Here is a 22,746-nt window from a genome sequence, read left to right as displayed (position 1 = left end):
TCACAGCCATCCGTTGTGCCGGGCGAGTTGGGCGGCCTCTATGCGGTTGCGGGTGTGCGTCTTGCCGATCGCCGAGGACAGATGGTTGCGCACGGTGCTCGTCGACAGGTGCAGGCGAGCCGCGAGGTCGGCGATGGTGGCGCCGTCGAGCGCCGCGGCGAGTACGTCGCGCTCACGGCCGGTCAGCGGGCTCGGGCCCGCGTTCAGCGCGGCGGCGGCCAGGGCCGGATCGATGATCCGTTCTCCCGCGACGGCCTTGCGGATGGCGGTGGCCAGCTCGCCGACGGGGCCGTCCTTGCCCAGGAAGCCGGCCGCGCCCGCCTCCATCGCCCTGCGCAGGTAGCCGGGATGGGCGAATGTCGTGAGGATCAGCACCACGCAGTCCGGTAGCGCCGCCTGGAGTTCGCCGATGACGTCGAGTCCGCTGCGGCCGGGCAGCTCGATGTCGAGCAGTGCCACGTCGGGCCGCGCCGCCAGCGCCGCCGCGACGATCTGGTCCCCGCGGCCGACCTGGGCGACGATCTCAAGGTCGTCCTCAAGGCCCAGCAGCAGCGCGAGCGCGTCACGCATCATCCCCTGATCTTCGGCGATCATGACCCGGATCATCGTGGAACCGCCATCGTCAGCGCGAACCTGCCCCCGGGCAGCGCCTCCGCCTCGAACCTGGCGCCCGCCGCGGCCGCGCGTTCGGCGAGCCCGTCGAGCCCGTGTCCTCGCCCGCGCGGTCGGGCGCCCCCCTCGGGTCCGTGTTCCGGTTCGGGAACTCCGTCGTTGCCGATCTTCAGCACGATCTCCTCACTCCGGCCGATCAGCGTGATCTCGCAGCGGGTGGCCTTCGCGTGACGGATCACGTTCGTCACGCCCTCGCGTACGGCCCAGCCGAGCAGCGCGTCGGCGTCCGGCGCCGGCCGTACCTCCTCAAGTGTGACGACGGCGGGTATCTCCGCGTCCTCCAGGGCCACGCGGGCGACGGCCAGCTCGTCGGCGAAGCCGCGCCCACGATAGCCCGCCACGACGGCGCGGACCTCGGCCAGCGCCTCGCGGCCGATCCGCTGGATGTCGCCGGCCTGGGCCGCCGCGGCCGCCGCGTCGCGGGGAATGAGCCTGTGCACCGCCTCGGCCTTCACGACCATCAGCGAGAGCGTGTGACCCAGCAGGTCGTGCAGGTCGCGGGAGAAACGCAGCCGCTCGTCGGCGACCGCGGCCCGGGCCAGTTCCTGCCGGGTCGCGCGCAGTTCGGCGATGGTGGCGAAGAGCTTGAGCGTGACGTGGACGACGAGCCCCGCCGTGAAGGTGCCCCAGGCGACGGCGGCGACGGCGTCCTCGCCGCCGCCGCGCCGGTACGTGATGAACATCAGGGTCAGCGTCACCATGGCGAGGGCCGCTGACAGGACCCGGCCGCGCAGTACGACCCCGCAGGCGATGGAGAGCACCGGAGCCAGGTAGAGCCACTTGCCGCCGTAGGCCGCGCACAGAGCCAGGATCGCCACGGCCAGGACCGTCAGGCCGAGGACCGCGGCCCGGGGCCGCCCGGCGAAGGAGGCCCGGATGGTCAGCAAGTAGGCGGCGACGGCCACGGCGAGGCCGAGGACGCCGAGCCAGTCAGGCCGTCTGATCAGGTCGGAGGCGGGAAAGTAGGCCAGCGCCGCCCAGAAGGAGAACACCGACGGCCCCGGCTGCCAGACTCTGCGCACGTGCGCCACGTTAGTTCCAGAAGCTCAGCTGGTGCTCGGCGGCATAGTCGATCGGCCGCACCGCGCCGGGAGCCAGTGACTGGGTGCCCCGGGAGAGCCTCGGCCACGTGGGCAGATCCGAGCCGTTGGGCGAGCCGGTGCGGGCGAAGTTCGTCCAGTAGCCGACCATCTGGTCCGACAGCTTCTTCTGGGCGGGTGTCAGCGGCGCCTGCCTGTCAGGGAAGAGATAGGGCAGGTCGCCGGCGTGGAAGGCGCCCCAGTCGAAGTCCGTCTCCAGCGGCAGGAACATCGGCGCGTCGCGGTCGGCGAACTCGTAGCCGTAGACGGGGACATGCTTGGCCAGCAGGGTGTTCTGCTCGTGGGTGCCTCTCGCCCACAGCCGGTCGGTCATCACGGCCGCCCACGCCTGGCTGGGCGAGGCGTAGGAGGCGAGCGGATATCTGCGCATCACCCGCCCGGCGTCGTCGCCGAAGGTCTCCTTGAGCAGGGTGCCGTACTGCTGGGCGGTGACCGGCTTACCGGCCGCGTCGTAGTTCATCCCGACGAAGATCCGGTGCTCGTCGCGTGTCGCGCCCGCCAGCAAGGACACCCGGTGGAAGCGTCCCTCGCGGATCGCCTTGGAGGGCAGGACGGGGAGCACCCCGTTGCCGTAGGCGTACATCTGGAAGACATTCATGATCTGCGGCACCGCGAGGATCTTCTTCACGGGCAGCGCGCGCAGGCATGCCAGGTCCGCGCAGCCGAGTTGTTCGGCGTACACCCGGCCCACGGCCTGGGTCTCCTCGGCGCTCCGCCAGGCGAACGTCGGGGCTGCCGGCAAGCCTGGGACGATGCTGTTGGCCGGCATGTCCATCATCGTCTCGCCGCTCTGCATGACCACTCGCCGGAACAACCCCTTGGCGCCGGGGGAGGTGAGATGGCCGCCGATGGCGAGAGCGCCGAAGGAGAGGCCGAACACGGTGACGTTCGACGGGTCTCCGCCGAAGGCCGCGGCGTTGCGCTTCACCCAGCGCAGCGCCTCCTGCTGATCTTGCAGGCCGTACGTTCCGGAGTTCTTCAGGCCCGGGAACCCGAACCCGCTGAACACGCCGAGCCGGTAGTTGATCGTGACGACCACCGCGCCCCGCGAGGCGAGCTTGCGCGCGTCGGAGAAGTGGCCTGCTCCGACCGCCCCATCGCCGTGGATCCACACCATGACCGGGCGGTTCTTCCCCGGCGCGCGGGGGGTGGTGACGTTGAGGAACAGGCAGTCCTCCTCCACGCTGGAGATGGGGGCGTAGACGGTGCCGACCTGGGGACAGATCGCGCCTGGCGCGGTGGCGTCCTCGACGCCGTTCCAGCTCCTGGCGGGTACGGGAGCCTCCCAGCGGCCCGCGGTGGCGTAGGGGATGCCCTGGAAGAGACGGTGATGGTCGCTGACCGTGCCGCGCACGGCTCCCGTGTCGGTCCTGACGACCGCGGGGTCGGCGCCGGTCGCGGCGATCACGGGAGCCGGCCGGAGCTCCGCGGCGCCCAGGAGGACCACGGCCGCCGCGAGTGACGCACGAAGGGTTCGCATGCCTCTACGCTGCTGGACGCCTGCCCCAGTCAGAAGGTCCATTGATACGGGATCACCCAGGACAAAAGTACCGACGAGCCCTCAGGGCGCTCTCCGGAGATCCTGCGGCGGTAGCCGGCCAGGGCGGAGTGGCCTGCGGCTCGCCACCAGGGGGATGACGTTCGGAGGCGGGGGCGGGTCTAGGCCGGGTCGGCGCCGGCGAAGTAGGCCGGAACCATCTCGGCCAGTGCGGCGACGTCGGCGTCGTCCATCGGCTCGCCGGTCATGCCCATCCGGTGGAGCAAGGTTCCGACGACGACGTCGATGAGCAGCAGGACCCGCTTCTCCGGTGCGCCGAGCGCGTCCTGGAGCGCGAGCCGGTACGGGTCCTGCAACCGCGTGGACAGGATCTCGCGCAGGGCCGGATCGCTGACGGCATCGCTGAACACGCCCGCGAACGCGTCGCCTATCCCAGGCTGGGCGATCTTCGCCGCGATCCAGTGGATGGCCGAGGTCATGAGCTCGGCTCGATCGGCGCCCTTCAGCGGCACCGGGCCGAACGCGTCAAGGAGGCAGTCCACGATCAGCTCGCCCTTGGACGGCCAGCGACGGTAGATCGTCGTCTTCGCGACGCCGGCCGCGGCGGCGATGCGGTCGACGGTGGCACGCGCGTAGCCCAGCTCGTGGACCGTGCTCAGTGTCGCGGCGAAGACCTCGGCGTCGATGCCGGAGCGCGGACGACCGGGCGGCCTGGCGGAAGTGGTCGCTGGGGTCATGGCCACACGATACCTTATTGCGCTACCGTTGGTATCGATACCTGAAGTAGCGAAACTGTCGGGTGCGGAGACGGGCCCGGTCGCGACGAGATCAACGAAGACGGGAGAGCGATGTCCACCATCGACCTTGCCGAGTCCAGGGAGCGGTCCACACCGGCGCCGGACGCCGGGGCCGCGGCGGGACAGCCCTTGGCGGGGCTGCTGCGCCCTTACGGGTGGAGTTTCGCCGCCGTGGTGCTGCTGCAGGTGATCGGTGCTGTGGCCGGGCTGGCGCCGCTGCTGGCGGTCGTCGAGTTAGGCCGGGTTCTGCTGTCGCCCGGCCCGATCGATCACGGTCAGGTGTGGTTCGTGGTGAGCGCGGGGACGGCCGGCCTGCTCGTCCGGCTGCTGTTCACGGCCGCGTCGTCCGGACTCGGGCATGTTCTCGACGGCCGGGTGCAGCTGGCGCTTCGCCGGCGGCTGGCCGAGCGGCTGGGGCGCGTACCGATCGGCTGGTTCGCCCGGCGCCGGACCGGCGAGCTGGCCAAGGTGGTGGGGGAGGACGTGAGCGCCGTGCACCCGTTCATCGCGCACGCCCCCGGCGAGCTCGTCTCCGCGTTCGTGGTGCCGCTGGTGTCGCTGATCTATCTGTTCACCGTCGACTGGCGGCTCACGCTGATCACGTTGGTACCCGTGGTGCTGGCGGTGGCGCTGGTCCCCCTGATGATGACCCCGAGCAGGCTGCGTGAGCAGGAGGAGTTCGACGCGGCCATGGGGCGGATCGCGAATTCCGCCGTGGAGTTCGTGCAGGGGATCTCGGTGGTCAAGGCGTTCGGCGGATCCGAGCGCGCTCACCGTGGGTTTCTCACGGCCGCCGATGATTTCGTCGGCATCTTCTTCCGGTGGGTACGCGGCATGTCCGTGATCGCCGCCGGGATGCAGCTGGCGCTGTCACCACCGTTCGTGCTGCTGGTCGTGCTGGTCGGCGGTGCGGCTCTGATCACCTCCGGTGGCATGGCCCCGGCCGGCCTGCTGCCCTTCCTGCTGCTCGGCCTGGGGCTGACCGCTCCGGTGGCGGCACTCGGCCACGGCTTCGACGACCTGCAGGCCGCCCGGCGCGCGGTCGGCCGGATCAAGGAAGTGCTCCAGGTGCCCTCGCTGCCGGAGCCCGCGCACCCGGTCGCGCCGCGGGGGCACCGGGTGGAGCTGCGCGACGTTCGCTTCGGTTACGACCCCGATCACGAGGTGCTGCGCGGGATCGACCTGGTGCTCGAACCCGGGACGGTCACCGCGGTCACCGGGCCGTCGGGGAGCGGGAAGTCCACGCTGGTCCAGCTGCTGCCGCGGTTCTTCGACCCGAGCCACGGCGCGGTCGTCCTGGGCGGCGCCGATCTGCGCGAGATCGGCAGCCGGGAGCTCTACCGGCTGGTCTCCTTCGTCTTCCAGGACGTCCGGCTGCTGCGCGCGTCGGTCGCGGACAACATCGCGCTGGCCGTCCCCCGGGCCGGCCGCGACGACGTGGTTCGCGCCGCCCGGCTGGCCGACATCCATGATCGGATCCTTGAGCTGCCGCGCGGGTACGACACGGTGCTCGGTGAAGAGGCCGAACTCTCGGGTGGCGAGGCGCAGCGGATCTCGATCGCCCGCGCCCTGCTGGCCGACACGCCCGTTCTGGTGCTCGACGAGGCGACCGCCTTCGCCGATCCGCGGACCGAGCAGGCGGTGCGCCGGGCCTTGGCGGCCCTGGGAGACGATCGCACGATCCTGGTGATCGCCCACCGGCTGGAGACGGTCGCCGACGCGGACACCGTCGTGATGCTGGAGAACGGGTCGGTGGTCGAGCGCGGCAGCCCGGCCGAACTGCTGGCACGAGGCGGGAGGTTCGCCACGTACTGGCGATCCCACCGGTCGGCGGTCGCCGGCGGTGGTGTCCCGCGAGGAGAGGAGCCCCGATGATTCGCATGCTGCTGCGTGTGCTGGGAGACGCGTACGCGCCGGCGGTGCGCCGGACCGTGGCCCTGATGACGGCGACCGCGGTCGCCGAGGGGCTGTCCTACGCGCTGCTGGTCCCGGTGCTGGGGGCCCTGCTCGGGGGCTCGCCCGCGGACGCCTGGCCGTGGCTGAGCGCGTTCGGGGCCGCGGTCGCGGGCTACGCCGTGCTCCGCTACACCAGTGACCTGGCCGGCATGCGGGTCGGCACCACGATGTTGCGGGGGATGTACCACCGGCTCGGCGAGCAGCTGGCCCGGTTGCCGATCGGCTGGTACGACGCCGGCCGGGTCGGCGAGGTGTCCGTCATGGCCGGCCGTGGCCTGCTGCGGGCGATGAGCGTGATCGCGCATCTGCTGGCCCCGTTCATCTCCGCCCTGGTGACGCCGCTGACGATCGTCGCCGTGATGCTCGCCTTCGACTGGCGGATGGGCCTGGCCGCGCTGGCCGCCGCCCCGATCGTGGTGGCGATCCAGGTCTGGACGGCACGATCGACGGCCGCCACCGATGCCGACCGGCACGAACGCGACAAGGAGGCCACCGGGCGGGTCATCGAATATCTCCAGGCTCAGCCGGTGCTGCGCGCCGGCGGCCGGATCACCGAACGTTTCACCATGCTCGACGACTCGCTGCGGGACGTTCAGCGCGCGTCCCGCCGCACGGTGCTGGCGGCCCTGCCCGGCGCGGTGGGGGTGACGCTCACGGTGCAGGCGATGTTCACGGCGCTGCTGGTCCTGGGCGCCCATCTCGCGCTCGGCGGGAACATCGGCGCGGCAGAGGTTCTGGCGATTCTGGTGCTGGCCGCCCGCTGCGCCGATCCGCTGCTGTCACTGTCGGACATCGGCGGCAAACTGCGCAGCGCACGGTTCGAGCTGGCCAGGCTCGACACGGTGCTGCGCACCGAGCCGCTGCCGGAGCCTGACGAGCCGATCCGGCCGGAACGCCATGACGTGGAGTTCGGCTCGGTCACCTTCCGGCACGGTGGCCGTACGGTGATCGACGACCTGTCGCTGTCCGTGCCGGAAGGACGGCGGCTGGCCGTCGTCGGGCCGTCGGGGGCGGGCAAGAGCACACTGCTGCGGCTGCTCGCCCGGTTCCACGACGTCGACGCGGGCGCGGTGCGCGTCGGCGGCGTGGACGTGCGCGCGATGAGCGCCGAGGCGCTGATGGAGCGGATCGCCATCGTCTTCCAGGACGTCTACCTCTTCGACGGCACGATCGAGGAGAACATACGTCTCGGCCGGCCCGGCGCCGGCGAGGCCGAGGTGCGGGCGGCGGCGAGCGCGGCACGGCTGGACGAGGTGATCGAACGGTTGCCCGGCGGATGGGCGGCGAACGTCGGCGAGGGCGGCGCGCTGCTGTCGGGCGGCGAGCGCCAGCGGGTCTCGATCGCGCGGGCGCTGCTGAAGAACGCGCCCATCGTGCTGCTCGACGAAGTGACGTCCGCCCTGGACCCGGTGAACGAGGCGGCCGTCCACGAGGGGATCGAGCGCCTGATGGCGGGCCGTACGGTGGTGATGGTGGCGCATCGGATGCGGACCGTCCAGCGCGCCGACCGGGTCGTCTTCCTGGACGGCGGCCGAGTCGTGGAGGAAGGCGGCCATGAGGAGCTGCTGCGACGCGGTGGCCGCTACGCCGGCTTCTGGGCGATCGCCATGACGCCAGCGGCGGGCGAGTGAGCCGGTCCGCCGCCCTCCGGCGATGAGACCGGTGCCCCGGCTCAGCGGGCTCGGTCGTAGACCATGGCGAGCTCGCCCAGTTCGCCGGTCTCCTGGTGGGTGAGCGTCCAGGTCGAAGCCGGCAGGCCGTCGTCGAACAGGCGCTGCCCGCCGCCGGCGATCTCGGGGAAGATCATGAGGTACAGCCGATCGAGCAGGTCCGCCGACAGGAGCGGCTTGATGACGCTAGCGCTGCTGTTGACGAGGATGTCGCCCTCACCGGTGGCCTTGAGCTCGGTGAGGACGTCCGCGGCGGGGGCGTTCACCACGCGGGCGCGTTCCCACGGGGCTTCGGTCAAGGTGGTCGAGAAGACCACCTTCTCCGTGCCGACCAGCCAGTTCGCGTATCCGCGATCACGCGGATCGGCGTTCTCGTCCTGGGCGACCGACGGCCAGTACGCCATGAACCCCTCGGCGTTGAGCCTGCCGAGCACCGCCGTCGTCGCGCTCTCCCAGATGCGGGTCATGTGGTCTCGTGCGACGTCGCTGGTCACGTACGGGGTGAACGCGCTGAAGTCGCCGGGCCCGCCGGGCCCGTTGTAACGTCCGTCGAGGGTGAGGCTCAGGTTCGCGGTCACCCTGCGGCCGGTCGAGCTGGTCATGTTGTGTCCTCTTTATCGATGTCATGCTCGATGTCATGCTCGATGTCGTGCTCGGTGTCGTGCGAATCCGCGGCGAGGGTCGCCGCGAGCTTGTCGAGGCTTTGGCCGAAGCCGATCTCGATGCCCGCGATGAAGTCGGCGGAGTCGACGGTGCTGTCGGTGATCCGCCAGCGGGCGTCGAGGTCGGTGCCGGTGCCGGTGCCGGTCGGCCGGAGGTCGAGGTCGACGTGGGCGGTGAAGGCGAGGCCGCCGCCGGGCAGCAAGGGGGAGAGCCGGTACACGAGGCGTTCGCCGTGGCGTACGTCGTCGACGACACCCTCCGCGCGCCCGGCGACCACGTCGGAGCCGTCGGCGTCCTCGGCGTCGCGGTACTCGTGGACGATCCGCCCGCCTGGGCGCGGCTCGAAGACGAGTTCGGAGACGCGCAGGTCGTCGGGTGTCCACCAGCGGGCGAGCAGAGGGGCCTCGGTCAGGTGGCGCCAGACCAGCTCGGGGTGTCCCGCCAGCGACCGGAGGAACCGGAACGAGCGGCCGTCGGCCCACCCCGGCTCCTTCGCGGCGAGCCGTTCCGCGTGCAGGCTGAGCCCGTGGCGGTCGTAGGTCTCGCGCGGGCCGCCGGGCTGGTCGGCGGTGTCGGCGAGCCGGCTGAGCGCGGCCGCCAGGTCCCGCAGGGGGGCGGGCTGGAGCGCGTAGACGCGGCGCTGGCCGACGCGGCGGGAGGTGACGAGGCCGGCGCGCTCAAGGGTCTGCAGGTGCTTGGTCGTTTGCGGCTGGCGCGCCTGGGCGAGCTGGGCGAGGACGCCGACCGGACGGGGCCGCTCGGCCAGCAGGCTCACCAGCCGCCAGCGGGCCGGGTCGGCCAGTGCGGTGAGGAGTGCGTCCATGGCTGCGAGTATTCACCACGAAGAATATTCGTGTCAAGGAATATCTTGCCCAGGCAGGCCGACACACGGTGGCCCGGGTGGTGGCGGGCGCCGGGTGGGGTAGCGGGGCGGTGTGCCGACCGCGTCCGTCACCGTCACGGCCGAGCGCGCCGGCCTGGCGCGCCGCTGGATCCCGCGCCTGCTGGCCGCCGTGACCGGCGCGGGCCTGGCCCTCGCCTTCCCCGCCGTGAACGCCTGGTGGTGGGCGTGGCTCGGCCTCGTGCCGTTCCTGCTGCTGGTGGCCGGCGCGGGGACGTTCCGGGAGGCGGGGTGGCGGAGCTGGTGGGCGTCGGCGGGCTTCTTCGGGACGCTGCATCACTGGGTGCTGCCGTTCCTGGGCGTGTTCTGGCCGCTGGCGCTGCTGGTCCTCGGGCTGGTGTGGGTGCCGTTCGGGCTGGTCGCGTACGGGCTGCTGCGGCGCCTCACCCCGCTCAGGACGGCGGCGGCGCTGCTGGTGCTGCCCTCGGTGTGGGTGGCCGTCGAGGCGCTGCGTTCATGGCGGCACCTCGGCGGGACGTGGGGGCTGCTCGGGTCGAGCCAGTGGCAGGCGCGGCCGGTGCTCGGGCTGGCCGCGCTCGGCGGAGTGTGGCTGATCAGCTTCGCACTGGTCGCGGTCAACTCCGGGCTCGCGATCGCGGTGCTGCCGAAGGCGGGTCGGCGGGTCAGGCTCGCCGGAGGGGGAGCCGCCGTCGCGCTGGCCGCGCTCGCCGTGTGCTCCGGCCTGGTACGGCCCGAGCCCGTGGTGACGGGTGTCATGCGCGTGGCGGGCGTGCAGCCCGGCCCCGTGCCCGGCCCGGAGCGGCGGGTGGCCACGCACCTGCGGCTGACCGGTGAGATCGCCGGCCGCGATCCCGACGTGGTGGTCTGGGGCCAGAGCAGCGTCGCCCTCGATCCCGCCCGGCGCCCGGACGTGGACCGCCTGCTGCGCCGGGCGGCCGCCGAGACGGGCGCCGACCTGCTGGTGAACGTGGACGCCGCGGACTCCTCCGGCCGGATCTCCAAGTCGGCCCGCCAGTACACGCCGGACGGGGTCGTGGACGTCTACGTCAAGCGGCGTCTGGTCCCGTTCGGCGAGTACGTCCCGCTGCGGCCGGTGCTCGGCTGGATCGCGGGGCATACCGAGGCGGCCGGGGAGGACCGGGTCGCCGGTGCCGGGCCGGCCGTGTTCGACGTGGCGGGCCGCCGGGTGGGGCCGCTGATCTCGTACGAGTCGACCTTTCCGGACCTGCGGCGCGACCTGGCCCGCAGAGGCGTGGACCTGACGATCACGCAGGGGTCGCTCACGACGTTCCACGGGAGCTGGGCGCACGCGCAGCAGGCGAGCTTCGAGGCGCTGCGGGCGGTGGAGTCCGGCCGGCCGGCGGTGCTGGTCGAGATGGACGGCACCTCGTCGGTGTTCGACGCGCGCGGCGGGCGGCTGGCCTGGTTCCCGCCCGAGTTCCGCGGCGCGTTCGTGGTCGACGTGCCGCTGTCCGCCGAGGAGACGCCGTATCTGCGGCTGGGCGACTGGGTGCCCGCTCTGGCCGGCGGGATCGCGCTCGGCGCCGGGGCCGTGGCCGCCGCCCGGCGGCTCACCGGCCGCAGCCGTGGGCCGGTGCCGCGCTGAACGCGCTCACGCGGCGGTTTCGCCGCGACGCGCGGCGGCGACGGCCGCGTCGGTGTCGGCGGCTGCCAGGTCGGCGTTGATGTGCGCGCCTGCCAGGGCGCGGGCCGCGGCGGACGCGCCGACCTGTGCCATCGGGTCGGCGGCGTTGCCCGCCACCCACACAAGCCGGCGAGGTGGCGGCCTTGAGCAAAGCGCATAAGATTTTGCCTATGACGCAAGACGATGCCGAACTCGACAGCCTGGTGCGCAAACGGATCCGTGCCCTGCGGATGGCGCAGGGCTGGTCTCTGGATGACCTGGCCGTCCGTGCGCGGCTCAGTCCTTCCACGCTCAGCCGGATCGAGAACGGCCGGCGTCGCCTCGCTGACGTAGGACGTTCGCGACCGGGATCTCGCCGTTGTCGCACGATGGGTTCCCCCGAGCTTCCTCGGGATCGCATACTGGGGCGGTGACAGCTCTGATCGCCTTCATCGGCGTGTCCGTCGTCGTCATCTGCACGCCCGGGCCCGACACCGTGCTGACCGTGCGCAACGCCTTCTCCGGCGGCGGCGGCAGCGGAGTGTGGACCGCGGCGGGCGTCGCGCTCGGCCAAGCCGTCTGGACGGTGGCCGCGAGCCTGGGCGTCGCCGGCCTCATCCAGGCCTCGGAGCCGGCGTTCCTGGTGCTGAAGTACGCCGGCGTGGCGTACCTGTGCTACCTGGGGCTGCAGTCGCTGCGCTCGGCGTGGCGGGGCGGCGGCGCCCCGGACACGCCCTCGGCGACGCGGTCGCGTCTCACGCCGGGGCGCGCGCTGCGCCAGGGTTTGATCAACGATCTCGCCAACCCCAAGATGGCGGCGTTCTTCATGAGCCTCCTGCCGCAGTTCGCTCCGGCGGGCGGCGGGGCCTTCGCCGCGATGCTGGGGCTCGGGCTGCTGTTCTGCCTGCTGACCTTCGCCTGGCTGGCGCTCTACAGCCTCGCGATCGACCGGGCGCGGGCGTGGTTCGCCCGTTCGGCCGTGCGGCGGACCCTGGACGCGCTCAGCGGGTTCCTGCTGCTCGCGTTCGGGGCCCGGCTGGCCCTCGCCGACCGCTGACCGCCTCTGCGGATCAGACGGCGCGGGACGAGAGCCTCGCGGATTTCTCCGCTCCTGCGAACACGAGTGAACTCGCGGGAGAGGGTACGCCGAGGCGCACTCCCGGGTTCCCCGGCCACGATCGATCCACCAGGACCGAAGGTCACCTGGGCGAACGGTAAGGGGAGAGCGCCTTCGGCGGACTCCACTCGTCAGCGACCGGTGTCCGGCGTGGTGCCCTTGCCGAATCCCGGCGTGTGCCGTTTCGCGGCGGCCATGCTTGTCTGCATGTTCGCGAGCCCGAGCAGCAGGATGATCACGCCGACCACCACGTTGCTGACGATGACTCCCGTGGTGTTGTTCGGGCCGCTGATCACCCACGGCGAGATGATCGTCCACACGCCGATGACGGGCGTGACCCAGGCGAGGCCGTACGTCCTGCCGAAGGCGGAGCTGAAGCCCAGCGCCAGGACGGCGACCAGGAGCCCGGTGATCAGGTTGTTGACCGTTATATTACTCAGGCCGTTGAATCCTACGATCCACGGCGACACCGCCAGATATATGCCGGCGAGCAGCGTGATCCCGTCCGTCAGCTGGGCGGTGGGATTAGCGGCGGCTGCCTCGTATCGGGCCCGCATCTCCATGATGTCCGGATGCTGCCTTATATCCGTGTGGTGCGTCATGGGTGCACCTCCTGAATGGTGGTCTACTGCACCTTATGTCCGGCCGTACCCCCTAACTCCTATTTGTAACTGTGTGTCCGAGAACCGGGTGAAACCGAGGTACGCGAGGCGGTGAAACCCTGGGTAGTCGCGATCCCGCCGAAGAGCACCGTGTGCGCCGGCACGTACACCAGAACGCCCCGGGCGGCCGGTCGGCGCGTGCCGCTGACCCGGCCGTTCAGGGAGCCCGCCACCGTCTGGGTGTCCGGCGCGCCGTCAGCGGCCGTCGTCCGCGGGCGGCGGGTCGTCGCCGACCGGTTTCGACGCGCGCCAGATATGGCCGAACTGGTCGAGCCAGTACTGGTACCAGTGCGGGTCGGTCTGGCGGGTCAGCTCCAGGTGCATCCTGCTCGGCGTGGACGTGTTGCCCACGCCGTGCATCTCCACGATCACCGTGCCGTCGGCCCGCCCAGGGTCGAACGCGACCAGGCTGAAGCCGGGGTTGTAGCCGAACAGCCTGAACTCCCGTCTCCCCGGCACCTGCCAGGACGCCATCGCGTCCATCCGCAGCAGCGTGGTGGCGATGCTGTCGGCCAGGCTCTGCAGCGGGAACTCCAGCCCGCCGTCCAGCTGTAAGGTCGCGATGCCGAGGGACGCGTCCGCGCCGGGATCGAGGATCACCACCTTGACCACGCCGTCGTGCCGGTTGAGCACCGTCGTGCGGATCGCCGCGCAGTGGTCCTCCGACAGCAGGTTGACGCCCGACGGGGCGAACATCCACACCTCGCGGCTGGCCTTCAGCCGGTCCTTCAGCGGGATCCGCTGGAGGGAGGTCCGGTCGCCGAGGATGTGCCCAGGCGGCGGGCCGGCCTCGGGCACCGTGATCCGGTGCACCAGCACGCCGATGCCCGCCAGCAGCACCGCCCACTTGTACTGGTCGTCCACCCGGTCGCCGACCAGCGTCAGGGCGGCGAACACGACGGACAGCAGCGCGATGACGTAGGCGTCGATGTTCCGGCGCTCACGTATGTCCCGAAGAACCCGCCGTGCTGTTCGGAGCATGACCTCCCCCATCCGAAGGTGGCATCGCCGCTCCTGCGGGCCGACAGGGATGCTCCGACCAGCGGAGGCGGGCGGAGCCCGTCAGGTGTTGCGTTCGCGCCAGAGTGAGCGGTGCCGGTCGGCGGCCCCGGCCGCCAGCACGGTGGACGCGGCGGGCACCGGCTCGCCCGCCCACTGGTCGAGCCGGCGCGCCATGCCCCCGACGAACGTCACGCCGGGCGCGGTCAGCGCGCCGCTGTCGAGCAGCGTGGTGGTGACCAGACGGGCGGCGGACCGCCAGCGGGCGAACTCGGCGTTGGCCCGGATCGCCGCCTCGCCGTCCTCGTGGTGGCGCTGACGCTGCCAGAAGTCGGTGACGCCGACATAGGCGTAGGCACCCTGCAGGAGACCCGCCGCCGGACGGGGGTCCTCGCGCCAGGGCGCGTAGTAGCGCGAGCCGTCGTCGGGCTTGGTCAGCGGGACGATGTCGAGCAGCGCCGACAACTTGGCGTGCTGGGTCTCGTGCGCCAGCGTGACCGCCAGCGCGTGGCCGTCGGGCGGGGTCGACATGGCGACGCAGCCGAACGTCTCGCGGGAGGTGGCGCTGGACATGCCACCGGACGGTGGCGCCAGTGGCGTGAACACGCTGATCGCCACCGACACCTGCTCGGCGACGGACGGGTGGTTGCGGACCAGCAGCCCCCACCCGTCCTCCAGGAGCTCCTGCCAGTGGCCCGCCTCCTGAGCGGTGAGGGGGCCGCGCAACGCGTCGGAGCCGGGCATCCGATGGGGGTCGAGATCGTCGACCAGCACGTCGAGCCGCCGGCTGTCGGTCTCGGCCGACAGCGAGCGCAGCCCTCGCCAGCCGGGCGCGTCGCCGCCGATCCGGACGAACCCGCGGCCGGTGGTCACCTCGCTGCCGCCGGGGAAGCAGTGCACCGTCGCCACGGTGGCGTCGTGATCCAGGGTCAGCTGCCCGAGGGAGGGCAGGTTGATCACTCGGTCGATCACCGCCACGTCGACCTCGCAGGTCACCCCCGCGTGGATCGCCGCGGCCGCCGCCAGCGCGGCCATCTGCTCGGGTGTTTCGAGCGTCACGATCGTGTGGCGCGCCCAGGCGCCCACCGAGGGGTGGCGCAGCACGGCGTCGACCGCCTCCGGGTGCGACGACTGGATGCTGGCCAGCAGGTCGTAGGCCCGGCGGGCCTGTGGCCAGGCCGGATGGCCCGCGCCGCGCACCGCCTCGAGGACGCCGCGCAGGAGCAGCAGATGCTTGCTGTACTGGGCGGAGATCAGCCGTTCGACCGTGTCGACCCCGCCGGCGCCCGCGGCCAGCTCGTCGAACGCCTCGGCCGGGATGCGGTGTTCTGCCAGGTTCATGGTGCGTCCTTCACTACTGCGGAGATGTCACGCTGGATGGTGCTCCCGATGTGGCTGATGAGCCGCAGCAGGTCGGAGCAGTAGACCGAGGGGTTGTGGAACCCGTTGCCGGGCCGGTAGCGGTGGGCGTAGTGGCCCCCGCCGCAGACCATGCCCACCGGGCAGGCCGCGCAGGTGGGGGAGAGGGCGAGCTCGCCGATCTGGCGGGCGGCGACGGACGGCAGGCGCAGGACGTCGTCGAAGCTGTCGCGGGACACGTGCAGGCCCGTGCCGGGCGCGCCCGCGTAGGCGGACTTGAGGATGTCGGACTGCTCGATCTCGCCGTCGGTCTCGACGACCACCATGGCCGCCGGCGACAGGCCGATCTGCTCGCTGGCCGACGCCCCGCCGAGCAGCAGCAGGATGATCTCGTCGAACAGCCGCACGCCGGTGGGGCGGGCGGGCATGGAGTACCAGTGGTCGAAGACGGTGATGAGCCAGTCGGCGTAGGGCGTGGCCGGGTCGGCGGGCGCGCGGCCCGGGGGTGGCTGCGCCCACGTGCCGTGGGGCAGCAGGAAGTCGATCGCCGGAGGGCCGAACGCGAGCAGCGCCTCGTAGGTCTCCAGCGGCTCGTTGCGCAGGTCGATCGCGCAGAGCAGACCGCGGAACAGGTGACGGAACCGGGGCTCGGTGAGCAGCCGCAGGGCGGCCGCGACCTTGTGGTGGCTGCCCCGGCCGTCGGCGGTGCGGCGGGTGCGGTCGTGCGCCTCCCGCCCGCCGTCGAGGCTCACGCCGACGCCGACCCCGAGCCGGTCGAACAGCCGCAGGTAGGGCTCGTCGAGCAGGGTCGCGTTGGTCTGCAGGCTCACCGTGACCTGGGCCTCGACCACCGCGCGGATCGTCGTGACCAGCTCGTCGATCTCCTTCGCGCCGGCGAGGAGCGGCTCACCGCCGTGCAGGATCACCTCCACGGAGGTGAGGTCGTGGGCGCGCGCGTGCTCGGCGATCCGCGCGGCGGTGGCGGCGACCACCTCGGCCGGCATGCGCCGGGGACGTGACCGCCAGCTCTGGTCGGCCATCTCGTACATGTAGCAATAGCTGCACGCGAGATCGCATCTACTGTGAATTTTCAGGATGAACTGCCTGAACGGGGTCGGCCGCCAACCAGCGGCGTGCAACGCCGCCACGTCGAGAGTCAGTGGCCATTCAGGCAAAGCCGACCAGCCTCCACATCGAGACTCATGGGCGCCAAGCATAATCACCTCACGCCGACTCCCGAAGCATTTTCTGTGCCTGCTGCAGCAGGTGTGGCGGGAGCAGTGCGAGCACACCGGTGATGACGGTCGCGGCGGCCCGGGGGGTGCCCGACTTCAGCAGCGCCTCGGCCAGCGCCACCTGCGCGGACATGTCGTTGGGCGCCCAGTTGAGCGCGGCGCTGATGCGCTCGATGGCCCGGGCGGGATCGCCCTGGGCGAGCCACAGCAGCCCGTCGGCGGTGAGCGCGCGGGCGACCCCGTCGAAGCGCTGGCGCTCGGCGAAGATCTCGGCCGCCTCCTCGTAGTAGCGGCGCGCGACCTCGATCTCGCCGTTGGCCGCCGCCACGTCGGCGAAGACCTCGGCCGCCTCGGCCCGCACCCAGGTCTCGCCCGGGTCGGCGGACCGTATCGCGGCGTGGGCCAGGCGCCGGGCGCTCTCCCAGTTGCGTTTGGCCAGCGAGATGCGGGCCGCGCGGAGGTAGGACTCGGGGGAGTCGGAGCGGGAGATGGGCGCGATGAGCCTGTCATGGGCCAGTTCGTACCACCGGATGCCCCGGCGGTGCTCGGCGCGCAGCAGGTGGCGGTTCTCCAGCGCGCGCGCCACCGTGTTGGGCATCCCCTGGGTCTGCTCCAGCCCCTCGTAGACGGCGTTGCGGGTGCCGTGCTCGGTGATGAAGGTGTTGCGCAGCCAGAACCGGATCTCGGCGGCCGGCCGGCCGTGCTCGTCGGCGACGTCGGCGACCGTGCGCTTGAAGAACTCGAAGAGGAACTCCTCCACGTTGGCGTACAGCCGGGCGTGGTCTTCGGTGATCTCGAGCACGTCGGGCGGCAGCGACTCCCACAACGCGGAGCAGACGACCTGGAGCTGGACGGGCTCGACGGTGTCGAGCGTGAAGGCCGACGTGTGGCCGGACTCGTCGACGATGACGAGGGTGCGCAGGTCTTCGACGAGCAACTCGGCCGCGGCGGGCGTGATGGTCCTGCCGCTGTGCCGCAGCGGCCCCCGCACGGCCTCCAGGGCGCTGTCCGGGCTGAGGGCCCGCAGGTGGAAACGGGTCCGCGAGCCCTGACCGATCGGGCGTTCGTAGGGCAGCACGAGAAAGAGGTACTCCTCGCGCAGCGACAGCAGCACGTGCAGGCCGGTGTGCTCGCGGACGGCCCGCGCCACCTGGTCGAGGAAGACCACCCGCTCGCCTTCGAGGACGGGGCTGCCGTGGAACATCTCCTCCGCCTGGTCGATGGCCGCGAGGATCGGCACCGGGTCGCCGTAGCGGTCGGTGCGCTCGGGCCTGGAGTCGAGGAACTCGGAGATCGTCATGCCCGACATGCCGCGCGGATCGCGTTCGGGCGCCCACGACGAGAGCAGGGCCATGACGTAGGGGTTGCCGGCGGTCTGGGGGCCGTTCAGGCGGGGCGCGACCCGGGCGACGGGCAGCACGTCGGCCCGCTCGGGATCCAGCCGGGGCAGCACCCCGGCGTGCAGCAGCGAGGTCTTGCCGATCCCCGAGGCGCCGTAGAGGACCGTCAGGCCGGCGGCCTGCCAGAGCGTGGCGACCTCACGGGCCTCACGATCGCGGCCGAAGAACAGGATGTTCTCATCACGGCGATAAGGGCGGAGCCCCACGTACGGCCGGACGTGCGGGGCGGGCTCTGTCATCTGGCGGTCCTCATATTCTGCGCCGCAGCTCACCGAAGAATTCCTGCGTATCACCAATGAATATCGAGATGCTCCAGCCGTCGAGATAGCGTTCGAGATACTCCTGTGCGCGCACTCCGGCGTCGGCCATGGACGTGTTGAGGTCGGGCATGAGCTGTACGCTCACATGACGCCGTCTTCTGTTGACCGGCATGCTCCTGATCAGGCCGTGGAACAGCACCCGGAAGGTCCAGTCCTGGAGGCTGTAGCCGACGAAGAGCAGCGGGCGGGCGGTCATGGCGGCGAGCACGGTGGCCGGCAGCGACAGGCGGGCCCCCGAGGCGCGCGCCTCGACCAGGTTGACCAGATAGGTCAGGTAGTCGTCCTCGGTCAGCACCAGGGAGGCGGGGTCGTCCCACTGGCCGTGCAGGTGGTAGATCAGCGGCTCCTGGTCGCTCGGCTCGTCGATGGGGGACTCGTCGGCCGTGATGTCCCACCAGGTCGAGGTGTGGCTGGTCGGATCCTTGTGGCTGGTCCGGGCGTGTCGCAGGGCGCGCATCATGAGGTCGTCGTAGTTGGTGGTGAGGAACGTCTGGATCGGGAACTCGGCGAGCACCTCGTGCGGGTCGATCGCCGGGACGGCGGAGCGGGGCACGTACTCCTTGAGAAAGGTGCAGACCTCGTGCTTCAACTCCACCGCGTCCTGGCTGACCGATGCGGCGTACTGCATGACACGCGCGAGATTATCCGGATCGGCGAACGGATATGTGTAGCGCTCGGCGAAATATAAACTCAGCTCACTGCCGATGGGAAGTCGTCCGAAACCCGCCCCCGCGCCAAGAAGGGGTGTGCAGTCACCCCGATGGAGCTGTTTGACGAGTCGGTCCCAGTCCGCATCCCTCACGCGTCATCCCGACCATTGCACCCGTTGTGTCCGGAGAGAATCTAGTGCTGCCGCAATAGTTTCGTCCGTCAAGGTTAGAACTTGTCAAGGCGGATTCAAAGCGCGGACTGAAAACCCGCGACGGGGCCGGAGCCGGCCTCCTCGACCAGGCGGCGCAACGCGGTCGCCAGACTCGACTGGTCGAGCGCGTCAAGGTCGGTCAGGCTCATCCCGCTCACGTCGATGAGGCCGCCACCGTATTCGCCTGCGCTTTTCTCGCCCATAGCTCTCCTTGACCTGTAAAGATGACCACGTGGATCTCATCTTCGCACGACCGACGGTGGCATGGCGATAGTGGCTTGCTCAACAGGGTTCACCGAAGATGACGTGAAGTCTAAGCTGATCTAAAAGACTCGGTTGAGTTGGGGCAGTATCGTGTCGATTTCGCACTATTCGCCGGACTCTGGACATGTTCCTGCCATCTGGGGACGGGTGCCACAGAAGAACAAGAACTTCACCGGGCGGACCGACCTGCTAGAAAAGCTGCGTTCGGGCCTTATGTCCGATGTGACCGCAGTGGTGCCGCACGCCCTCCACGGGCTGGGCGGCGTCGGCAAGACGCAGCTGGCGATCGAGTACGCCTACCGCTTCCGCCGCGACTACGACCTCGTCTGGTGGATCCCCGCCGACCAGCCGATGCTGGTGAAGTCGTCGCTCGCGGGGCTCGCCCGGGAGCTGCGCCTGCCGATCAGCGCGTCCGCCGGTGTCGAGGACGCCGTCGAGGCGGTGCTCGACGCCCTGCGCCGCGGCGAGCCGTACGCCAAATGGCTGTTGATCTTCGACAACGCGGACGAGATCGACGAGATCAACTCCATCGTGCCCCGAGGGCCGGGCCACGTGCTGATCACCTCGCGCAACCACGGCTGGCAGGGCGTGGCCGAGACCGTCGCGGTCAACGTCTTCCCGCGCGAGGAGAGCGTCGAGTTCCTGCTCAAGCGGGTGCCGCGCGGGATCAGCGGCGCCGAGGCCGATCAGCTGGCCGACGCGCTCGGCGACCTGCCGCTGGCGCTGGAACAGGCGGGCGCGCTGCAGGTCGAGGCCGGGATGTCGGTCGCCGAATACCTCAGGCTGCTGGAGGAGCAGACCACCCGGCTGCTCGGGGCCAACAAGCCGGCCGACTATCCGCTGTCGATGTCGGCGGCCTGGGCGCTGTCGGTGTCACAGCTCACCACGAAGATGCCCGTGGCGGTCGAGCTGCTGCGCTGCTGCGCGTTCTTCGGGCCCGAGCCGATCCCGCGCGACCTGTTCGACCGGCTGCCGCCCGAGTTCGCCGGCCGGTCCAGGCTGGCCGAGACGCTGGCCGACCCGATCCAGACCAGTCGCGTCCTGCGCGAGCTCGGCCGCTACGCCCTGGTCCGCATGGACTCCGAGAACCGCACGCTCCAGGTGCACCGGCTGGTGCAGGCGCTGCTCCGCGACGATCTGCCGCCCGCGGAGCGCACCGCGATGCGGCGCGAGGCGCACCTGCTGCTGGCCTCGGCGGCGGCGCCGTACGAGCCGGACGACATCGCCGCCTGGCCCCGCTACGGCGGCCTGCTCGGGCATGTCACGCCGTCGCTGGTCGAACGCAGCCGTGACCCGCACATCCGCCAGTTCGCCCTCGACATCGTGCGCTACCTCTACTCCTCGGGCGACTTCAAGTCGGCGCGCGAGCTCGTCGAGCGCTTCATCGCGCAGTGGCGGGCCGACAGCGGCGACGAGGACCAGGGCGTCCTGTCGGCCGAGCGTCACCAGGCGATCATCATCCGCGAGCTGGGCAACATCCAGGAGTCGTTCGAGCTCAACCAGCGGACCATGGCGCGGATGCGCGAGATCCTCGGCGAGGACCACGAGGAGACGCTGCTGCTCATCAACAGCCACGGAGCCGACCTGCGCTTCCGCGGCGACTTCGCGGCGGCGCTCGAACACGACATCGACTCGCTGCGCCGGCACGAGGCCGTCTTCGGCCCCGAGCACCGCCGCACGCTGCGCGCGATGAACAACTTGGCGCTCGACTACCTGCTGCTCGGCGAGTACGCGACCGCCCGCGACCTGCAGGCCCGGGCCTTCGCCCTGCAACGGCAGGCCGGATCCGGCGCGAGCATCGTCAACGTGCTGGCCTCATGGAACGGCCTCGCCCGGGTGGTCAGGCTCAACGGCGAATACCAGGAAGCCTGCGACATCGGCGAGGACGCCTACGAGTTCGGCGTGGAGCAACTGGGCGCCGAGCACCCGTGGACCCTGCGCACCGCCAAGGACCTGTCCATCGCCAAGCGGCGGGCGGGCCAGATCGAGGAGGCCCTGGAGCTCGCCCAGCGCACCTTCGAGCTGCAGGTCCGGGGCACCGGCCTCGACCATCCCGACACGCTCGCCGCCGGCCTGTGCCTGGCCAACGCGCAGCGGGCCGCGGGCGACGTCGGCGAGGCGCTCAACCTGCTGGCGGACATGACGCCGCGATACCCGCTGATGTACGGCGACGAGCACCCGTTCAAGTTCGGCTGCGACACCAACCTCGCCCTGCTGCTGCGGATCAACGGGCGCGCCGACGAGGCGGTGGACCTCGACCGGCGGGCGCTGGCCGGCCTCGACCGGAGGCTGACCCGCGAGCATCACTTCACGCTCACCTGCGCCATCAACCTGGCCAGCGACCTCGCGGCCGTCGGCGAGTACGAGCAGGCGCGCAGGCTGGGGGAGAGCACGCTCGACCGGCTGCGCGCGCTGCTCGGCGCCGACCACCCGCTGACGCTCGCCGGAGCCGCCAACCTGGTCGTCGACCTGATGCTGCTCAGCGCGCGGAGCGAAGCCGAGGAGCTGAAGGCCGACACGCTGAGCCGCTACGTCCGCGTCCTCGGTCCCGATCACCCGGACGTCATGGTCGCGCAGGACACCCGGCGACTCGACTTCGACTTCGACCCGCCCGTGCTCTGACGCGGAGCGGCGCGGGCGGTGCCGTGGGCGGCATCTCACCTCACCCACGGCACCGGACGCCCCACCCGATCAGGCGAGAGCGCGCTTGAGGGCGTCGATGCGCCGGGCCCAGATGCGCCTGGACAGCGCCGCCTCGGCCGCGAACGTCTCGGAGGCGTGGTAGCTGCCCGGGTTGACGTGCAACTCGGTCGGGATGCCCGCCTGCATGAGCCGCTGCGCGAACGCGATGTCCTCGTCGCGGAACAGGTCGACGGTGCCGACGTCGATGAAGGCCGGAGGCAGGCCCGACAGGTCCTCGGCGCGGGTGGGCGCCGCGTACTGGTCGGGGTCCTTGCCGCCGAGATACCAGGCCCAGGCTTCGATGTTGCCGGCCCGGTCCCAGATGCCGACGTCGGTGATCTCGTGGCTCGACGGGGTCTCGTTCCGGTCGTCGATCATCGGGTAGATCGGCATCATGAAGGTGAGCGCCGGCCCGCCTCGGTCGCGCGCCAGGAGCGCGGTGCCGATGGTCAGCCCGCCGCCGGCGCTGGCGCCGTAGATCGCCAGCCGGCCCGGGTCGATGCCCAGGTCGGCCGCGTTCTTCGCGGTCCACACCAGCCCGGCGTAGCAGTCCTCGACCGGGGCCGGGTGGGGGTGCTCGGGGGCCAGGCGATACTCGACCGAGACCACCACGGCGCCGACCTGGTCGCAGATCATCGTGGCGTTGGCGTCCTCGCCGTCGACGTCGCCGAGGATCATGCCGCCGCCGTGGATGTAGTAGATGCCGGGCAGCGTGCCGGACGCGCCGACCGGCCGGTAGATCCGCAGCATGATGTCGGGTTCGCCGTCAGGGCCGGGGACGGTGCGGTCCTCCTTGGTGACGTTGGGGTTGTCGGGCACGTCGAGGGCGGCCATCATGCCCTGGACGGTGGCTCGGCGCTGGACGATGTCGGGGATGGCGTTGAATCCGCCGGGCAGCATGCCGAGCAGCGCGTCCAGGGGAGTGCGGCTCTCGGGGTCGATCAGGTCACGACGGGACATGGAGTCCTCCAGAGGGGGGTCATGGATCCGGGTGCTCGTGGGGT

At 71.3% G+C, this 22,746-nt stretch carries 20 protein-coding genes and 1 pseudogene; 6 read left to right on the top strand and 15 right to left on the bottom strand.

The genetic code is table 11. The features are described from left to right. From AC5L3X_RS22800 to AC5L3X_RS22785, 4 genes are all read right to left on the bottom strand, one after another. Entirely contained in the window at positions 1 to 606 is a 606-nt protein-coding gene (locus AC5L3X_RS22800) for a response regulator transcription factor (RefSeq protein WP_189125845.1), read from the bottom strand. Beyond that, positions 603 to 1,694, bottom strand: coding sequence for a sensor histidine kinase (locus AC5L3X_RS22795; protein ID WP_494859426.1), 1,092 nt, complete (start codon positions 1,692 to 1,694; stop codon positions 603 to 605). The genes AC5L3X_RS22800 and AC5L3X_RS22795 overlap by 4 nt, the downstream gene beginning before the upstream one ends. 10 nt (positions 1,695 to 1,704) lie before the next feature. Continuing rightward, on the bottom strand, positions 1,705 to 3,252 hold the full coding sequence (locus tag AC5L3X_RS22790; protein ID WP_494859424.1) for a carboxylesterase/lipase family protein: 1,548 nt from the start codon (positions 3,250 to 3,252) through the stop codon (positions 1,705 to 1,707). 179 nt (positions 3,253 to 3,431) lie between these two features. Beyond that, positions 3,432 to 4,007: a TetR/AcrR family transcriptional regulator gene (locus AC5L3X_RS22785; protein ID WP_494859422.1), complete on the bottom strand. Its 576-nt coding sequence runs from the start codon at positions 4,005 to 4,007 to the stop codon at positions 3,432 to 3,434. A gap of 111 nt (positions 4,008 to 4,118) precedes the next feature. Here AC5L3X_RS22785 and AC5L3X_RS22780 point away from each other — a divergent pair, with 111 nt between their 5' ends. After that, complete coding sequence (locus AC5L3X_RS22780; protein ID WP_494859420.1) at positions 4,119 to 5,942, top strand: ABC transporter ATP-binding protein; 1,824 nt, start codon at positions 4,119 to 4,121, stop codon at positions 5,940 to 5,942. Beyond that, positions 5,939 to 7,654: an ABC transporter ATP-binding protein gene (locus AC5L3X_RS22775; protein ID WP_494859419.1), complete on the top strand. Its 1,716-nt coding sequence runs from the start codon at positions 5,939 to 5,941 to the stop codon at positions 7,652 to 7,654. The genes AC5L3X_RS22780 and AC5L3X_RS22775 overlap by 4 nt, the downstream gene beginning before the upstream one ends. 41 nt (positions 7,655 to 7,695) lie before the next feature. Here the strand turns inward: AC5L3X_RS22775 and AC5L3X_RS22770 are convergent, their stop codons facing one another. Next, positions 7,696 to 8,295 carry a dihydrofolate reductase family protein gene (locus AC5L3X_RS22770; protein WP_494859417.1) on the bottom strand — a complete coding sequence of 200 codons (600 nt, stop codon included), beginning with the start codon at positions 8,293 to 8,295 and terminating at the stop codon, positions 7,696 to 7,698. Further along, a complete protein-coding gene (locus tag AC5L3X_RS22765; protein WP_494859415.1) occupies positions 8,292 to 9,179 on the bottom strand; it encodes a metalloregulator ArsR/SmtB family transcription factor in 888 nt (295 codons plus the stop codon). Before AC5L3X_RS22765 ends, AC5L3X_RS22770 begins: the two co-directional genes overlap by 4 nt. A 112-nt stretch (positions 9,180 to 9,291) precedes the next feature. On the opposite strand from AC5L3X_RS22765, the gene lnt reads away from it, so the two are divergent. Then, a complete protein-coding gene (gene lnt, locus AC5L3X_RS22760) occupies positions 9,292 to 10,824 on the top strand; it encodes an apolipoprotein N-acyltransferase (RefSeq protein WP_494859414.1) in 1,533 nt (510 codons plus the stop codon). A 6-nt stretch (positions 10,825 to 10,830) separates the two neighbouring features. On the opposite strand, the gene AC5L3X_RS22755 is transcribed toward lnt, so the two are convergent. Beyond that, positions 10,831 to 10,980, bottom strand: a complete 150-nt coding sequence (locus AC5L3X_RS22755) for a hypothetical protein (RefSeq protein ID WP_494859412.1) — start codon at positions 10,978 to 10,980, stop codon at positions 10,831 to 10,833. A gap of 53 nt (positions 10,981 to 11,033) precedes the next feature. Between AC5L3X_RS22755 and AC5L3X_RS22750 the strand changes: the two are divergent. Together AC5L3X_RS22750 and AC5L3X_RS22745 are read left to right on the top strand one after the other, a co-directional pair. Then, positions 11,034 to 11,189, top strand: a pseudogene (locus AC5L3X_RS22750) (helix-turn-helix domain-containing protein); the annotation flags it as partial. A gap of 83 nt (positions 11,190 to 11,272) precedes the next feature. After that, positions 11,273 to 11,899 carry a LysE family translocator gene (locus AC5L3X_RS22745; RefSeq protein WP_494859411.1) on the top strand — a complete coding sequence of 209 codons (627 nt, stop codon included), beginning with the start codon at positions 11,273 to 11,275 and terminating at the stop codon, positions 11,897 to 11,899. Positions 11,900 to 12,090: 191 nt separating this feature from the next. Here AC5L3X_RS22745 and AC5L3X_RS22740 read toward each other — a convergent pair whose 3' ends face one another. From AC5L3X_RS22740 to fxsA, 7 genes are all read right to left on the bottom strand, one after another. Further along, positions 12,091 to 12,561 (bottom strand): SPW repeat protein, encoded by a 471-nt coding sequence (locus AC5L3X_RS22740; RefSeq protein ID WP_494859409.1) that lies wholly within the window; start codon positions 12,559 to 12,561, stop codon positions 12,091 to 12,093. Positions 12,562 to 12,816: 255 nt separating this feature from the next. Continuing rightward, positions 12,817 to 13,602: a hypothetical protein gene (locus AC5L3X_RS22735; protein ID WP_494859407.1), complete on the bottom strand. Its 786-nt coding sequence runs from the start codon at positions 13,600 to 13,602 to the stop codon at positions 12,817 to 12,819. A gap of 81 nt (positions 13,603 to 13,683) precedes the next feature. After that, positions 13,684 to 14,961, bottom strand: a complete 1,278-nt coding sequence (locus AC5L3X_RS22730) for an HEXXH motif domain-containing protein (protein ID WP_494859405.1) — start codon at positions 14,959 to 14,961, stop codon at positions 13,684 to 13,686. Next, positions 14,958 to 16,196, bottom strand: coding sequence for an FxsB family cyclophane-forming radical SAM/SPASM peptide maturase (locus tag AC5L3X_RS22725; RefSeq protein WP_494859403.1), 1,239 nt, complete (start codon positions 16,194 to 16,196; stop codon positions 14,958 to 14,960). Before AC5L3X_RS22725 ends, AC5L3X_RS22730 begins: the two co-directional genes overlap by 4 nt. 7 nt (positions 16,197 to 16,203) lie before the next feature. Continuing rightward, the gene (locus AC5L3X_RS22720) at positions 16,204 to 17,853 is read right to left on the bottom strand and encodes a tetratricopeptide repeat protein (RefSeq protein ID WP_494859402.1); all 1,650 of its coding nucleotides are present in this window, start codon (positions 17,851 to 17,853) and stop codon (positions 16,204 to 16,206) included. 10 nt (positions 17,854 to 17,863) lie between these two features. Further along, entirely contained in the window at positions 17,864 to 18,562 is a 699-nt protein-coding gene (locus tag AC5L3X_RS22715; protein ID WP_494859400.1) for an SIR2 family NAD-dependent protein deacylase, read from the bottom strand. A 269-nt stretch (positions 18,563 to 18,831) separates the two neighbouring features. Next, the gene (fxsA, locus tag AC5L3X_RS22710; RefSeq protein WP_189125830.1) at positions 18,832 to 18,999 is read right to left on the bottom strand and encodes an FxSxx-COOH cyclophane-containing RiPP peptide; all 168 of its coding nucleotides are present in this window, start codon (positions 18,997 to 18,999) and stop codon (positions 18,832 to 18,834) included. 208 nt (positions 19,000 to 19,207) lie between these two features. On the opposite strand from fxsA, the gene fxsT reads away from it, so the two are divergent. Further along, the gene (gene fxsT / locus AC5L3X_RS22705) at positions 19,208 to 21,682 is read left to right on the top strand and encodes an FxSxx-COOH system tetratricopeptide repeat protein (protein WP_494859398.1); all 2,475 of its coding nucleotides are present in this window, start codon (positions 19,208 to 19,210) and stop codon (positions 21,680 to 21,682) included. A gap of 69 nt (positions 21,683 to 21,751) precedes the next feature. Here the strand turns inward: fxsT and AC5L3X_RS22700 are convergent, their stop codons facing one another. Then, positions 21,752 to 22,702, bottom strand: a complete 951-nt coding sequence (locus tag AC5L3X_RS22700; RefSeq protein WP_494859396.1) for an alpha/beta hydrolase — start codon at positions 22,700 to 22,702, stop codon at positions 21,752 to 21,754. Positions 22,703 to 22,746: the final 44 nt, after the last annotated feature.

Source organism: Nonomuraea sp. CX421 (genome assembly GCF_059358955.1).
This window is presented reverse-complemented; position numbering and strand designations above follow the sequence as displayed.